We start from the raw sequence: 15,618 nt of genomic DNA, 5'->3' as shown, positions 1-15,618 counted from the left end.
AAGTTTGGCTGCTAACGATAAAAATACCACCCGACGGCAAAAGTATTGCCGCCGGGCGTCGGGTTATTTCAGTCCTAACGCCGCTTTCATGGTGTAGAACAGGTCGGTTTGATCGGTCAGGCCAACCACATTCGCCGCATGAGGGCCATAGGCTGCAATACGCAGTTGGCTGCCGGTGTGCTCCTGGGACTCTTCTTCAGAGTTGCCATAGCTAATGACCATCACCGCACCATCTTTGGTGTTCAGCGCTTGCGTTAAACCGGGTGCTTTAGTATCTGGTGCGACTATCTGGCTGGCATGCGCGTGGTCAGCGGTTACCACGACCAGGGTGTTGCCATCTTTCTTCGCAAAAGCAAGCGCACGCTGCACCGCTTCATCCAGATCGACAGTTTCACCAATTTGTCCACACGGGTTAGCGGCGTGATCTTGTTTGTCGATTGACGCGCCTTCCACTTGCAGGAAGAAGCCTTTCTCATTTTTGCTTAACAGCTCAATCGCTTTATCCGTCATCTGTGCCAGAGTCGGCACGCTGTCGTTACGTTTTGGATTTGGCGTGCAGGTCACTACCGGCTTATCCAGATTTCCGTGATAAGACGCTTTCGGGCCTTCCCAACGCACTGGCATATTACCGTCAGAGAACAGACCCAACAGCGGTTTATCCTGATTCGCTTCGGTAATCGCCGCCAGCGTCGCGGTATCACTCACCATCTGGTAACCACGGGCCTGTGCTTGTTCACGCAGCGTTTTACCCTGCCACTCACCTGCCGTAGCTGTTTCAGTAAAAGTTTTTGCCCCGCCACCTAACGTAACATCCGCACGGGCCTTTAATAATTGTTCGGTAATCGACCCTTTACCGCCTTTTTCCAGCGCGTTCGTCGGGCATTTTTCAGCCGTCACGCTCGGGCCATAGCATTTACGCGAAGTGACATGGGCAACCAGTGCGGCAGGCGTGGCATCCTGCAATTCAGCCGTGGAAACGTTACCTGTCGCCAGACCCGCCGCTTTGGCCATTTCCAGAATAGTAGCGTGATCTTTCTCATGAATATCAACGCCCAGAGCACCATTGTAAGTTTTAACACCGGTCGTCCACGCCGTCGCCGATGCTGCAGAATCTGTCACATAATCGGGCTTGCCGGTTTTCTTATCCAACGCATAATGTGTGTATTGTCCGGTCAACGGTAAAGCATCAATACCTTTAAAAAAGCCGCCCGCGCCTTCAGCATAATTTCGCGCTGCCGTTATTTCGGAATCCCCCATCCCATCGCCAATCAGTAAAATAATATTTTTGGCCGGTTTGTCGTTCAGCGATTCGCGCAGAGCCGCGGTTTGGTCGGCAGACAATCGGCGAGCGCCACCCGGCGTGGAGATATCACCTTGAGCGGCACGATTATCCAAAACCGCTACAGTAGATGTTTCTGCATTAATAACCGGGGTAAACAGCAAAGGTAACAGGGCAATAGCGAGTGCGCTTTGTTTCACTTTATATTCTCCATGTATAAATACGGTAAAATTAAAACAAAGCGACTATAAGTATTTGATGTGACACTTTTATGATAATTTGTGGGTGCCCCGCCACAGATGGTTCAAAACGCTTTTGGTACGATCTCGCAAGCGTTATGTATGTTCGTCAGAAACGCGGGCATGCGGTTTACATCAGCCAGCGCCCCCTCAATTTGACGAATAAATATTTGCCGATCGTTCCACGCCATATTGCGCAGCATTTCGATGATTACTCGCTCTAACGTTTCGACCTGTACCGCCAGATCTTGCGACTCTTCTTCTTTTTGCGCGAGTTTAAGTAACAACTCAGTGACGAGGTTTTTCATTTGCCTATTCCCTTAACAAAATATGGGTCACGTTATCATTAAGGCTCACGACTGCCTAGAGGATGAAAGTTGTATTTTTATAAGTAATAAAACGATTTGCGAAAACAATCACAACACAAAATAAGGGTAAATGCGTCTTGACGCAGAATGATTCAATATAAAAAGGTAAGAAAATTAATAATCACACAAATATACAATACACAATTATGGATTAACAACGCTGACAGGCAGCGTTGTTAATCAGGAGCTCAACGCCCCCCGCGCCGACGTCGCAACGCAATAGCCAATTGCCAGATATTGATAAGCACAATGCTTGCTGTAGCAATGAACACCCAACGGAACCCCGCCATTGCCGAAACCGTCGCCCCCATTAATGGCCCGGCGACGTTGCCGAGATACATAAATGACTGGTTATAACCAAAGATGCGCCCGGTTATCTGATCGCTGGAGTATTTCACTAACAGCGTCTGCACCGCCGGCAACATCGCACCGTCGGCAAAGCCAAGCAGAAAACGGAGAACTCCCAACTGCAACGGCGTGGTGACCCACGACATAGCGAAAAACAGCACCACCGCGAAGATTAACGTCGCCATTAAAATCCGCTCAGTACCAATACGGTCGCCTAATTTACCAAGTCGAGGCGCGGAAATCAGAGCAGAAATGCCCGGTACTGAGGCTATCAGCCCGCTGAGAAAGGCAATATTCGAACTATCTGGGACCATTGATTTAATAAACAGCGCCAGAATTGGCCCAATTGAACCGTTACAAAGTTGAATCACCATGGTGGTAAAAAACAGGCTGATCACCAGCGCCGGATGTGAAAGCGAGGCAAATACGGCCTTCCCACTCAGACGTTCGCTTTTTTTAATCGTCGGACGAACGCCCTCTTTGATCAAAAACAGTGTGACCAGAAAACTCACCACCAGCAAAGCGGCGGTAATACAGAATACCGCCCGTAAGCCAACGTGATCGGCAATAAAGCCCCCCATTAACGGTCCACCAATGACACCGCTAATTTGCGCCGTCGACAGCGTACTCAGCGCCCAGCCGCTGCGTTCACGCGGAACCTGTGACGCGACCAGCGCCATCGCATTAGGAATATAACCGGAGGTTAACCCCATCACCCCGCGCAGCAGAAAAAGCTGCCAGACGTTAGTAGCAAATGCCTGTAGCAAAATCGCAATGGCCATACCCAGTGAGGCCCGCAGCAGCATTAGCTTGCGTCCTTTGCGGTCGGCTAAACTGCCCCACATTGGAGAGACAATAGCTGAAATCAGGAAGGTGACGCTGAACGTTAATCCGGACCACATTGAGAGCGCTTCATGCGAGGTCACGCCCAGTTGGGAGATATAGAGTGGTAAAAAAGGCAAGATTTGGCTAATCGCCAGTCCGGTAAAAAAGCACCCGAACCAAACGGAAATAAGGTTAACTCTCCAGGATTCCATAAGGACTCATAACGATAAGTAGCTGAAAACTGCGAGCAGCTTAACAAATTACTTAGCTGAATAAGGGTCCACAGGTGCGATAAATCACAGTTTAGTATTTTATCTTCCCGCTCATCATATTTGTGATACAGCTCACATCAAACCCATAATATAAGCAGGGGATTATGCTTCGCGTGCGAGCCGCTTGTTTGTTGTGTTCTATTCCCCTGTCGTCAGCCAAAACAATCTGCCAGAAGCCGAGGAAACCTGCGTTTTGTCGTGGTAATGTATGTGCTTTGCATTCATGGAATGGGTTTTTAAGATGGCAAAGTTGCGGGTAGGAATCGTATTTGGTGGTAAATCAGCGGAACATGAAGTGTCATTGCAATCGGCAAAAAATATTGTCGATGCCATCGACAAGACTCGCTTTGACGTTGTGCTGTTAGGTATTGATAAACAAGGGCAATGGCACGTCAGCGATGCCAGTAATTATCTGCTCAATTCAGACGACCCGGCGCATATTGCGTTGCGACCTTCTGAGACCAGCCTGGCGCAGGTACCGGGTAAACAAGCGCACCAGTTGATCGATGCACAAAACGGTCAACCGCTGCCGACGGTCGATGTTATTTTCCCGATCGTACATGGCACTCTGGGTGAAGATGGCTCTCTGCAGGGCATGCTGCGCGTGGCAAACCTACCGTTCGTAGGTTCTGATGTGCTGGGTTCTGCGGCCTGTATGGATAAAGACGTGACCAAACGTCTGCTGCGTGATGCCGGATTAAACATCGCGCCATTTATTACGCTAACTCGCGCCAATCGCAACAGCATCAGCTTTAGCGAAGTGGAATCCCGCCTGGGTCTGCCGTTGTTTGTAAAACCGGCCAACCAGGGATCGTCCGTTGGCGTCAGCAAAGTAACCAGCGAAGCCCAATACGATCAGGCCGTTGCGCTGGCATTTGAATTCGATCATAAAGTCGTGGTGGAGCAAGGGATCAAAGGCCGCGAGATCGAATGTGCGGTACTGGGCAACGATCATCCGCAGGCCAGTACTTGTGGAGAGATTGTGCTGAACAGCGATTTTTACGCTTACGACACTAAATACATTGACGATAACGGTGCCACAGTTGTCGTTCCGGCAGCAATTGCACCAGAGATTAACGACAAGATCCGCGAAATCGCCATTCAGGCCTACCAGACACTGGGCTGTGCCGGCATGGCGCGCGTGGACGTTTTCTTAACTGCTGAAAACGACGTTGTGATCAATGAGATCAACACGCTGCCAGGCTTTACCAACATCAGTATGTATCCGAAGCTGTGGCAGGCGAGCGGTTTAGGCTATACCGATTTGATCACTCGCCTGATCGAACTGGCGCTGGAACGCCATGCTGCGGATAGCGCGCTGAAAACCAGTATGTAAACCCGCGAGGATGCCTGATATAGCTATTGGGCATCCTTTACTTCATCATCTTCAACGCGGCGACGGATGATTAATCCGGCCAGCCAAAAGCTAATCACCCAGGTGACCAGCCCTACCGCATAGGTTTGCCACCCCTGCGCTTCAAAACCGAGTAAGCCCACCACGCCATTCAGAATAAAGATAAGCCCAATAGCGAAGGCATAATAGTGCCAGTCTCGGCGGATTTTTACAGGCAGATTCATAACAGCTCCGGTGGAAATACAACACAGGGAGGCATCCTCGCACATTTCCCCGTGGGCGTCTGTGGCCTGTGCGGAATTTCTTAAATGTAACTCAATTTCACTTAAGGTTACATAATTGTGACCACCAACAAAAAACCGAAATCCAGGAATAATCTCTACCTGAAATTACCATCATTCTGATATTGACATTGCCGATCACCTGTCAGACTCACTTTCAGTTACAGGCATTACGTCAAAAAAAGCAGGTTATTTCCGGAGGTCTTTATGGCTGATTTTACGCTCTCAAAATCCCTGTTTAAGGGCAAGCATCGGGATCCCTCCTCCCTGCCCGGCAACATTGCGTATGCCGTATTTGTGCTGTTTTGCTTCTGGGCGGGCGCGCAGATTTTAAATCTGTTGGTCCACGCTCCCGGCATCTATGAGCAGTTGATGCAGTTGCAAATGCAAGAGACAGGGCGCCCGCGAGTTGAAATCGGCCTGGGCGTCGGAACCCTTTTTGGACTGGTCCCTTTTCTCGCCGGAAGCCTGATTCTTGGCGCCATCGCGGCATTCGCGCGTTGGCGCCGCCGTCATCATAACGATGACTGACCCATACATTTCGCCCGACGATCGTCCACGCGTTTAGCAAACCACGCGGTAGTCAGGTTACGTGTGATCTTCGGGCTTTCCAGTTGAATGCCAGGCAGCATTTCACGGGGAAGCGTTTTCCCCGCCTTCGCTTCCGCCAGCTTATAGACTTTCTCGTACAGCGCGGTCTCTTCAAAGGCCAGGCTGTCGCCTTTTTGCAGCTGACGGCGGATCTCACTCTCGCTCATGTCCAGCTTCCCGGCCAGTTTACGTACCGCCAGCTCCGTTTTGCCCGGCTCGCTGCTGCCATAGAGAATTAAATCACCGTCCATCGCCAGCTTCACGCCGCTGGCTTTACTGACCGCATTCTGGAAAGCTGCATTGCGGCTGGCATACCACCCGGCATTGAAATCGGCGAAGCGGAAAATTGGCGCACTGTAATTCGCCGGGTAGTTAAGCAGATGATACGTACCGAACCACAGCCCACCGCGGCGGCTAAATACTTCCTGGCGCACGGTTCCCGCCATTTTCCACGGGTAGCCGCTGGCATGCTGCTCAGCAAAGGCGATGCTAACCTGCATCGGCCCACCGGTATGCACCGGATTAAGCGAACCAAATAACGTCTGCCCCATCGGTACCATGTTGATAAAATCATCAAAGATCGCGCTAAGCTGTTTTTCGGTTTTCACCGTATCCAGGCGCTCGCTGTAGCTTTTCCCCGTTGGCGAGTTAATCTTCAGCGCGGTATGCACCACAAATAGCGGGATGTGCATACGCTCGGCACGACGATCGATCTCTTTCCAGGCGATTTTACTTAAGTTCGGCACGGCTGGATCCGCCTGGTAATTTGACTCCTGTTGCGCGACCGCCAGCACCGAACAGATATTTTCAACCGTCGGCGCCAGCTTCTGGCTTTCAAAAGTCTTTGCCAAATCCTGCGCCCATGCGTCCCGGTCTTTCACGCTGGCGGGCATTTTCTGGCGCACCACGCTCGCCACATCGACGGCTTTCTCCCCCTTTTTTAGCGGCTGCGCGGGTTGGCTACTACATCCCACCAGCACCAGAGCTGCCAGACCAGACAAGGGGTAAAGACGGGAAACCGTCGACATAACATCTCCTTATTATTAACTCAGTGTATGGGTAACTTCCTGAATATCCTGACCATCAAGCTCTCGTTCAAAGCTGCGCAGACGCTTATAAATAGACATCAGTTCCACTAACGTTGTCCAGGAGTTAATCAGATACTGGAACGAGCCGCGCACCTGGCCAAACACGTTGGTGATTTGCGTCATCAGGCCGAGCGTAATCGTACCGGCAACAATCGATGGAAACAGCAGGAACAAACCGAAAACGTTATCAACCTGCAGGTAAAGAATACGGGCGATATTGAAGTACATATAGTGAAAATAGAGACGGAAGTAATTTTGGCGTACCGCATGAAACAGTTCACGCACCGTCGGTGGCGTCGCACGGTTGCCATCATCTTCGCCATAGACCAGTTCTTTACGATAGGCCGCTTCCACGCGCTGGTTTTTAAACTCCAGCCCAGGAAGTTTTATCCCAACCACGGCCAGCAAACCGGTTCCCATCAGCGACCAGACAATCGCGGCAATCACCAGGCCATAAGGCACATGTCCAACAATCGGCAGGTCAGGAACATGGGCAGAGAGCGTAACCAGTACAGGCAGGAAGGCAATCAGCGTCATAATCGCGTTGATAAAGCTGACGCCCATATCTTCCAGCGTAGAAGCAAAACGCATGGTGTCTTCCTGCACACGCTGCGCTGCGCCTTCGATGTGACGCAAATGCTGCCAGTGCGCCATATAGTGTTCGTTCATCGCGGTACGCCAGCGGAATACGTAGTGGCTGACGAAGAAGTTGTTCATCACACCAATGACCACGGCTATCAGCGCAATGCCGAGAAAAATGCCAACTTCATGATAGAACTGCTCAATCTTCACCTTGTGTGGTGTGCTGAGCGCAGTTTGAATTAGGTCATAAAATGGCGCGTACCAGGCGTTGACAGCGACGCCGACTTCAACCAGAAACCAGGTCACAAAAATAATCAGCGATGTGCCCAGAATAGACCAGTACTGCCAGCGGTGTGGGCTGTAGAGAAACCAGAACAGCGCGAACACCCCGACACAAAGAATGTAGTACGCATAAAAAATCAGATAATCCAACGACCAGAAACGCGCTGCGCTAATCGGTACGTCTCCCGACGCGCCGGTAATGTGTGCAACCCAGGCTCCCCCACCTGCTTGCCAGAATACAACGGCGACTAGTGCCCAAATAAATGCCGAAATAAAGAACGGCCCCGGCTTTGGGAAAAAAGACTTAAACATAGTGCTCTCCTGCTAACTTCTTATCGTTATGACGACTGCTGTGCATTTGCCACCGTGGAGTGCGGAGGCCAGACGGCTTACGCCCAAAAACACAAGCTGAAACCGACAATTGTGACCAAAACCGAGGCACTTAGTTCGCACCTCGGTTATGAAGAATTGTTTCTGTGGTTTTCACACTCGACAACGTTCCAGTATGTGCAGATTATCACAGCGTAAGATCACAAAAGCGAACATCCGTAATCCAGGAAACTCCTACGTTTACTCATCGTTACGTTTTTCCCACTATCATTGGTTGATAAGCGCTTTGCAATACGCCGATGAGTAGTATAAATACGCATACGCACGACATCCTTTTTCACTTTCTCTAACTCATGGACACCACCGTTGAAACGTAGTCTGCTTTTTTCTGCCGCGCTGTGTGCGGCGTCATTGACATCAGTCCAGGCGGCACAGCCTATAACCGATCCGGTTTTCGCCTCCGATATCGTCGATCGTTATGCCGACCATATATTTTACGGCAGTGGTGCTACGGGGATGGCGCTCGTGGTGATTGATGGTAATCAGCGCGTATTTCGCAGCTTTGGCGAAACGCGTCCCGGTAACAACGTCCATCCACAGCTTGATTCCGTGATTCGAATTGCCTCAATCACTAAATTAATGACCAGCGAAATGCTGGTGAAATTGCTCGATCAGGGCACAGTCAAACTCAACGATCCATTGAGTAAATATGCACCTCCAGGTGCACGCGTGCCGACTTATCAGGGCACGCCGATTACGCTGGTGAATCTGGCGACGCATACCAGCGCGCTGCCGCGCGAGCAGCCTGGCGGCGCGGCAAAGCGCCCGGTGTTTGTCTGGCCAACCCGCGAGCAGCGCTGGAGCTATCTCTCTACTGCCACGTTGAAAGCCGCACCGGGTTCACAGGCATCTTATTCCAACCTGGCGTTTGACCTGCTGGCCGATGCGCTGGGAGCGGCCTCTGGTAAGCCTTATCCGCAGCTGTTTGAAGAAAAAATCACCCGTCCGCTGGGGATGAAAGACACCACCTTTACCCCGTCCCCCGATCAATGCCGACGCCTGATGGTCGCGGAAAAAGGCGCCAGCCCCTGTAACAATACGCTGGCGGCAATGGGCAGCGGCGGTGTCTATTCTACGCCCGGCGATATGATGCGCTGGATGCAGCAGTATCTCTCTTCTGACTTTTATCATCGTAGCCAGCAGGCCGACCGGATGCAGACGCTGATTTATCAGCGTACGCAGTTAACTAAAGTGGTGGGAATGGATGTTCCAGGCAGAGCCGATGCGCTTGGTTTGGGCTGGGTCTACATGGCGCCGAAGAATGGCCGGCCGGGAATTATTCAAAAAACCGGCGGCGGTGGTGGTTTCATCACCTATATGGCGATGATCCCACAACAAAACGTCGGGGCGTTTATCGTGGTGACCCGTTCTCCGCTAACCCGTTTTACCAATATGAGTGACGGTATCAATGATCTGGTTGCAGAGTTGAGCGGGAACAAACCGCAGGTTATTCCCGCATCCTGAGTTAATACTCAAAAGGCAAACGGTTAATGCTCACCAGTTTGCCTTTATTCATTTCAATGTAACGACCTTTACGCAAAGCCGCGAGAACCTCAGCGACAACCGAGCGGGAAATTCGCGTGCGTTGGTGAATATAGTTCATGACGCCGATACGCGAACGCAGTACGTCGTCCCATTTCATCATGGATATCAGCGTCGCGCGAATCTGATCGTAGGAGTTATTGCCGATCAACTGCAGATCTCGCAATTCAAGCATGGAATTTTGCCATGCCAACCAACAAAAAGCTTCACGCCAAAGCTGGCACTCTTCAATTATATTAATTGTTTGTGAGGCAGGTAGATGGTATCCCGTACAATCGCTTTCCGTGATTAATCTGTATTGTATATCTGTTTTCATCACGCCATCTGAAAGCCCCATAATAAACGGCGCCTGTGCAATACCGACCAGCACATTTTCTCCTCGACGCAGGGAAATTACGCCGCTTAAAATAATAAAGGTATCGTCAGCATTTATATCACTGGAATATATGATTTGCTTTTCGTTATCACATTTGAAATGTTTACCATATTTTGATAAACATTTATCAAGCCTACCAAATTCTAAAAGAGGTTTATTCGTAGATAACATTTTTGCATTCCTTGCAATAAATGCCCGTCAAATCCGTGACGGGCATTTTTCTGGATTAAATCACCTTATACTTCTATAAAAGAAAATTCTTACCAAGTATATTTAACACCAACGTTTGCAGCCCAGTCTTGATCTACATCACCACCACCGAGGTAGTTAGCATCGGTGTAAGCGCTGAAGTTTTTGGTAAAGCTGAACTGAGTACCCAGTCCAACACGTACCGCAGAACCTTCTACACCGTTGTCGATAGAATCGCCGTTTACGTCAGAATCGTTGTTAGAATCGTCGTAAACGTAGGCCAGTTTGAAGTACGGGGTCAGCGCCTGATCTTCACTGTAGGCGAAGGTATAACCTGCATCTACACCGAGTTCATAGCGCATGCTGTCATAAGACTGACCGTCAACTTTCATGTCGTTGCTCAGCTTATAATCATCACCAGACTGGAACAGACCGGATACGCTGCCGTATGGCGTTACGTAGCCTGCGTCACCCAGCTTCAGGTCATAACCCAGTTTCAAGCCAAAGCCCCAGGCATCAGAAGAGGTGCTGCCATCAACATACTGACCGTTGCTCATGTTGGCAGACAGATCGTTGTTGAAGTGGGAGTAGCTTAAGTTACCGTCAACAAAGATGTTGTTGTCAAAGCGAGCAGAAGAGTAGATGTAGGCAGTCTGGCTATCCTGATCCACCTGACCGGTACGGTCGCTCATATCACCTTTCGCGAAGCCTGCTGCAGCACCGACAATCCACTTAGCGTTGTTACCATCAATTTTGGAATCAACACCAACCATGATGCCGTTAACATCCTGATCGTAGTTAATGGTGCCGTTATCTGCATCGAAGCTACCACCGAAGTAGCTTACCCATGCACCACCGTTATCAACCAGACCATGACGTGCGTTAGTCAGACGAGTACCAACGGTGTCTTGTTCCAGGTTCCAGATATTGGTGTTAGCAGACGGGATGCTCAGCGCCATGTTCGCGTAGTCTGTCAGTTCCATCTGCTGCAGAACAACGGTGTTACCCTGCTGCTGTGCCTGATAGGTGTAAGCACCGAGGTCAGCTTTGTTGGCTGCAGAGAAGGTGGCAGTGGTATTCACATCGTTAACGTAGATCAGCTCTTTGCCTTTGTAATCAGCAACGGAGCCAGCGCCGGTCGCATTGTCGACACGCACTTTGTAGTTACCGGATGCCGCAACAACGTTGTCAACAGAGCTGTTATCCAGTTCGTCGCCATTGTTGATATCGCCGTTACCGTTAACGGTCAGGTGACCGTCAGAGTTCATTGCGATAGTACCGTAACCGTAGTTAGCCTGAGTGGTATCCCAGGTACGATCGTTCACCAGATCGGCATTCAGAACATAGTCGCTGCTGTGGATGTTGAATACACCAGAAACAACATGGTTGCTGTTATCAGCATAATTGCCGCTGGTCAGTTCCAGTTTATCGGTGTTGAATACTTCAGTATCAAATTGATCAACATTAACATCCAACACACCACCATTAGTTACAGTGATGGTATTGGCATACAAGTTAGAACCCGTCGCCCATCCAGTGGACTCGGTCAAATTCACAGTACTATAGCTGTTAATTGTCAGATGATCTGTATCAACTTGACCACCTTCACCAATATTCAATGAAGAGCTATTGGTTAAATCAATAGTATCTGAAGTCAGCATTGAATCAGAGACGTTAACCTGAGAACCATTGTTCACAGTCAGAGTATCAACTAATGAATCCCCAACGGTATCCCACTCAGAACCGTTGTTCAGCGCTACGTTGAACACACCGCTCTGGAAGACTTTATTATCAACAACACGTCCCCAACCATTGGCTTCAGCGGTTCCACCCGGAGTCAGGCTATTGGTTGCAACATCAAACATATTTGCTGGGTAGATAGTCTCAGCATCGAAAGTAGCCTGGCCAACCCACTTACTACCATTATCAAGAGTCAGGTTCAGTTCATCGACATGAATCGCCACGGGTTTAACAGACACCTCAGAGTCATTTAAGATGACTTAAAGAGAGGTGCCCATGAGCGGTAAACGTTATCCCGAAGAGTTTAAAATTGAAGCAGTCAAACAGGTTATTGATCGCGGTCATTCTGTTTCCAGCGTTGCAACACGTCTCGATATCACCACCCACAGCCTTTACGCCTGGATAAAGAAGTACGGTCCGGACTCATCCACTAACAAAGAACAGTCAGATGCTCAGGCCGAGATCCGCCGACTCCAGAAGGAGTTGAAGCGGGTTACTGACGAACGGGACATATTAAAAAAAGCCGCGGCGTACTTCGCAAAGCTGTCCGACTGAGGTACGCCTTTATTCGTGACAACTCCCTTTGCTGGCCTGTTCGTCTGCTCTGCAGGGTGCTGGATGTTCATCCCAGTGGGTTTTACGCCTGGTTTAAGCAACCGTATTCTCAGCGCCACCAGATAGATCTGAGACTGACGGGACAGATCAAACAGTTCTGGCTGGAGTCCGGTTGCGTTTATGGTTATCGCAAGATCCATCTGGACTTGCGGGATAGCGGGCAACAGTGCGGAGTGAACAGAGTCTGGCGACTGATGAATCGTGCCGGGATAAAGGCTCAGGTCGGGTACCGGAGCCCGCGGGCACACAAAGGCGAGGTCAGTATCGTATCGCCCAACAGGCTTCAGCGACAGTTCAATCCGGATGCTCCGGATGAGCGTTGGGTAACGGACATAACTTACATCAGGACCCACGAAGGCTGGCTGTATCTTGCCGTGGTTGTTGATCTGTTCTCACGCAAAATTATCGGCTGGTCAATGCAATCCCGGATGACAAAGGACATTGTCCTGAATGCGCTTCTGATGGCCATATGGCGACGTAATCCTCTAAAACAGGTGATGGTTCATTCAGATCAGGGCAGTCAGTACACAAGCCATGAGTGGCAGTCGTTCCTGAAATCACATGGTCTGGAGGGCAGCATGAGCCGTCGCGGTAACTGTCACGATAATGCGGTTGCAGAAAGCTTTTTCCAGTTGCTGAAACGCGAACGGATAAAGAAAAAGATCTACGGAACACGGGAAGAAGCCCGCAGCGATATTTTTGATTACATCGAAATGTTTTATAACAGTAAGCGTCGGCATGGTTCGAGCAATCAGATGTCACCGACAGAATATGAAAACCAGTATTATCAACGGCTCAGAAGTGTCCAGATTATCCGTGGCGATTCAACATTCAGGCTATCGTCAGCCCAACCAAGGTTGGTATCCGCCACACCGTCACCGTTGGAATCATGACCAATAGTGTCAAAATTGGCATTCCAGTTACTGGTAAATGCAACATCACCAATCAGCGTTGAATTGCTGAAGTACACATTGTTTTTCATTGCATAGTCTGAAGAAGAGCTATCGGTGAAAGACAATGCAACATCGCCCGGACCAGTGTAATCACTTGGCTCATTGGAATTACCAAAGAAGGCAGTATTCGATTCCAGAATGGAATCTGAACCAGAAGTTACAGTAGAGTTGTAGACGTTGATGTTGTTATCCCAGGTATGGGATTCCGTCGTATAGGTGTTGTTGTAAGTATTCCCTTGAGACAGAGCAATGCCAGCAACACGTGAGTTGTTGGAAATATTGATATTGCTTTCTACATCAAGATTAACCGCAACACCTTCGCTGGTATCAAACGTTTCATTGGTATATTTAGTCACATCAACAGATAAATAAGAATCGGTGAAATACAACGCTTCATAATCATCATCAATGGTGGAATTAGCAATATTCAGAGTGAAAATATCACCGTCATACCAGTTTCCGTCAACAACGGTAGTGTTGTTAAATTCATATCCACCAAAGCCATTGCCATCAACATCAAAACGATCGTAGTAACCGCTTGGCAACATAGATGTAATTGAACCATGAATAACAGAGTTACTGATATTCAGCTGATTCACTGCGCCATCAGTGTAGTCATGATTCAGATAATAGGTGATGTAGCCCCCTGAAACACCGGACAGTAGCTGTATCTCCAGATAAGAGATAGGCTTGAATATATGTCTAACACTAACGCCAATTTTGAGATGACCGGGATCCTGTTAGGGCAAGAAGTCCGTAAACGTAAAACTCCTCAGGAGAAGATCGCCATTATCCAGCAGACGATGGAGCCGGGTATGAATGTCTCCCATGTCGCCCGCCTGCATGGTATCCAGCCCAGCCTGCTGTTTAAGTGGAAGAAGCAATATCAGGAAGGCAGCCTCACCGCCGTTGCGGCTGGAGAGGAAGTCGTTCCTGCTTCTGAGCTTACTGCTGCTCTGAAGCAGGTCCGGGAGCTTCAGCGCCTTCTGGGCAAGAAAACGATGGAAGTTGAGATCCTGAAAGAAGCCGTGGAGTACGGTCAGTCGCGAAAATGGATAGCGCACGCGCCCTTGTTGCCAAAGGACGGGGAATAGCCATGGTCAGCCGGACCATGGGCGTGTCGCGTGCGCAACTGTCACTGCGGATTAACCGTTCTGCCGACTGGCAGGACAGGCGCTGTAACCGGCGTAATGAAGAAGCAGACGCAGAAATACTGTCGGCTATCCTCAACATTATCAGCGATATGCCGAGTTATGGTTATCGACGCGTGTGGGGCATCCTGCGCAAGCAACGTCGCACAGAGGGACAGCCACCTGTGAATGCCAAACGGCTTTACAGGATAATGAGCGAGCATAACCTGTTGTTGTTGCATCACAAACCAGAGCGACCGAAGCGTGAACATAAGGGCAAGATAGCGGTGGCAGAAAGCGATATGCGCTGGTGTTCAGATGGCTTCGAGTTCGGCTGCGACAACGGCGAAAAACTGCGGGTAACGTTCGCGCTGGACTGCTGCGACCGTGAGGCCATAGACTGGGCAGCAAGCACGGGAGGCTATGACAGTTCGACCGTGCAGGATGTGATGCTGAGGTCGGTGGAAAAGCGCTTCGGCGACAGGTTGCCCGACACAGCGGTGCAGTGGCTGACGGATAACGGTTCAGCGTATACCGCGTATGAAACGCGGAGGTTCGCGAGAGAGCTGAATCTGGAGCCCTGCACAACAGCGGTGAGCAGCCCGCAGAGTAATGGCATGGCCGAACGGTTCGTGAAAACGATGAAAGAAGACTATATCGCGTTCATGCCAAAACCGGATGTGAGAACAGCACTGCGAAACCTTGCAGTAGCGTTCACGCATTACAATGAAAACCACCCGCACAGCGCGCTGGGATATCACTCCCCGAGGGAATACCGGCGGCAGCGGACATCGTTAACTTAAGATACAAAAGCTGTTCGGAGATGGAGGGTCAAGATCATGATTCAGATAATAGGTAGAAATCGTGCCGTTAACGGTATCGCCGTTAAAAGACTGATCAAAATCACCAGCCGCATTATTATAGTAAACAAAGCCACTATAATTCACGTAGTTACCATCTACAGTTCCGGCTGCATCCATATTGTCCCAGTTCAGGGCCGTAGTTGGATTGTCGTAGTAGGTCCAGGTATCGTAAGTAGAAGCATTCGCCTGAGAAGTGATTGCCAGAGTGCAGGCTAATGCTAATTGTGAGACTACGAGTTTCTTTTTCCAAGTGTGCATTTGTCATCCCTCCTCAGGGACGTAATATAGTTGATCCATCAATTATCAATGCA

General features: G+C 49.8%; 11 protein-coding genes and 4 pseudogenes. 5 read left to right on the top strand and 10 right to left on the bottom strand.

Annotated elements, in window-relative coordinates; translation table 11 throughout:
* Positions 1–63 precede the first annotated feature (63 nt).
* The 3 genes from phoA to E6P06_RS09155 all read right to left on the bottom strand — a co-directional run bounded on the left by phoA (position 64) and on the right by E6P06_RS09155 (position 3,271).
* Positions 64–1,479, bottom strand: coding sequence for an alkaline phosphatase (gene phoA / locus E6P06_RS09165; protein ID WP_049002385.1), 1,416 nt, complete (start codon positions 1,477–1,479; stop codon positions 64–66).
* Between the two features lie 104 nt (positions 1,480–1,583).
* A complete protein-coding gene (locus E6P06_RS09160) occupies positions 1,584–1,826 on the bottom strand; it encodes a sigma-S stabilization anti-adapter protein IraP (RefSeq protein WP_003021448.1) in 243 nt (80 codons plus the stop codon).
* A gap of 248 nt (positions 1,827–2,074) precedes the next feature.
* Entirely contained in the window at positions 2,075–3,271 is a 1,197-nt protein-coding gene (locus tag E6P06_RS09155) for a multidrug efflux MFS transporter (protein WP_003021445.1), read from the bottom strand.
* Between the two features lie 301 nt (positions 3,272–3,572).
* Here E6P06_RS09155 and ddlA point away from each other — a divergent pair, with 301 nt between their 5' ends.
* Positions 3,573–4,667 (top strand): D-alanine--D-alanine ligase, encoded by a 1,095-nt coding sequence (gene ddlA, locus E6P06_RS09150; RefSeq protein WP_003847629.1) that lies wholly within the window; start codon positions 3,573–3,575, stop codon positions 4,665–4,667.
* 23 nt (positions 4,668–4,690) lie between these two features.
* Here the strand turns inward: ddlA and E6P06_RS09145 are convergent, their stop codons facing one another.
* On the bottom strand, positions 4,691–4,909 hold the full coding sequence (locus E6P06_RS09145) for a DUF2754 domain-containing protein (protein WP_003021440.1): 219 nt from the start codon (positions 4,907–4,909) through the stop codon (positions 4,691–4,693).
* A 264-nt stretch (positions 4,910–5,173) separates the two neighbouring features.
* On the opposite strand from E6P06_RS09145, the gene E6P06_RS09140 reads away from it, so the two are divergent.
* Entirely contained in the window at positions 5,174–5,497 is a 324-nt protein-coding gene (locus E6P06_RS09140; protein ID WP_139935149.1) for a DUF2755 family protein, read from the top strand.
* Here the strand turns inward: E6P06_RS09140 and E6P06_RS09135 are convergent.
* Entirely contained in the window at positions 5,482–6,585 is a 1,104-nt protein-coding gene (locus E6P06_RS09135) for a DUF1615 domain-containing protein (protein WP_003847631.1), read from the bottom strand. The two genes, E6P06_RS09140 and E6P06_RS09135, sit on opposite strands and share 16 nt — an antisense overlap.
* Before the next feature lie 15 nt (positions 6,586–6,600).
* A complete protein-coding gene (gene sbmA / locus E6P06_RS09130; RefSeq protein WP_003836023.1) occupies positions 6,601–7,821 on the bottom strand; it encodes a peptide antibiotic transporter SbmA in 1,221 nt (406 codons plus the stop codon).
* A gap of 384 nt (positions 7,822–8,205) precedes the next feature.
* Here sbmA and ampH point away from each other — a divergent pair, with 384 nt between their 5' ends.
* The gene (gene ampH, locus E6P06_RS09125; protein WP_003021428.1) at positions 8,206–9,363 is read left to right on the top strand and encodes a D-alanyl-D-alanine-carboxypeptidase/endopeptidase AmpH; all 1,158 of its coding nucleotides are present in this window, start codon (positions 8,206–8,208) and stop codon (positions 9,361–9,363) included.
* A gap of 1 nt (position 9,364) precedes the next feature.
* Here ampH and iprA read toward each other — a convergent pair whose 3' ends face one another.
* Complete coding sequence (gene iprA, locus E6P06_RS09120; protein ID WP_139935148.1) at positions 9,365–9,988, bottom strand: hydrogen peroxide resistance inhibitor IprA; 624 nt, start codon at positions 9,986–9,988, stop codon at positions 9,365–9,367.
* 89 nt (positions 9,989–10,077) lie between these two features.
* Positions 10,078–11,964 (bottom strand): annotated as a pseudogene (locus tag E6P06_RS09115) (autotransporter outer membrane beta-barrel domain-containing protein); the annotation flags it as partial.
* A 58-nt stretch (positions 11,965–12,022) separates the two neighbouring features.
* Between E6P06_RS09115 and E6P06_RS09110 the strand changes: the two are divergent.
* Positions 12,023–13,167: pseudogene (locus tag E6P06_RS09110) on the top strand (IS3 family transposase); the annotation flags it as partial.
* Between the two features lie 17 nt (positions 13,168–13,184).
* Here E6P06_RS09110 and E6P06_RS09105 read toward each other — a convergent pair.
* Positions 13,185–13,967: pseudogene (locus E6P06_RS09105) on the bottom strand (autotransporter outer membrane beta-barrel domain-containing protein); the annotation flags it as partial.
* Positions 13,968–14,039: 72 nt separating this feature from the next.
* On the opposite strand from E6P06_RS09105, the gene E6P06_RS09100 reads away from it, so the two are divergent.
* Positions 14,040–15,247 (top strand): IS3 family transposase gene (locus E6P06_RS09100; RefSeq protein ID WP_089617520.1). Its coding sequence is split into 2 segments (ribosomal slippage): positions 14,040–14,361 and positions 14,361–15,247, totalling 1,209 coding nucleotides; the frame shifts between segments, so codons are not numbered across the junction.
* Here E6P06_RS09100 and E6P06_RS09095 read toward each other — a convergent pair.
* A pseudogene (locus E6P06_RS09095) lies at positions 15,248–15,565 on the bottom strand (autotransporter outer membrane beta-barrel domain-containing protein); the annotation flags it as partial. It abuts the gene before it with no gap.
* Positions 15,566–15,618 lie beyond the last annotated feature (53 nt).

This window comes from Citrobacter sp. CF971 (assembly GCF_006385635.1).
GTDB lineage: Bacteria > Pseudomonadota > Gammaproteobacteria > Enterobacterales > Enterobacteriaceae > Citrobacter > Citrobacter freundii.
This window is presented reverse-complemented; position numbering and strand designations above follow the sequence as displayed.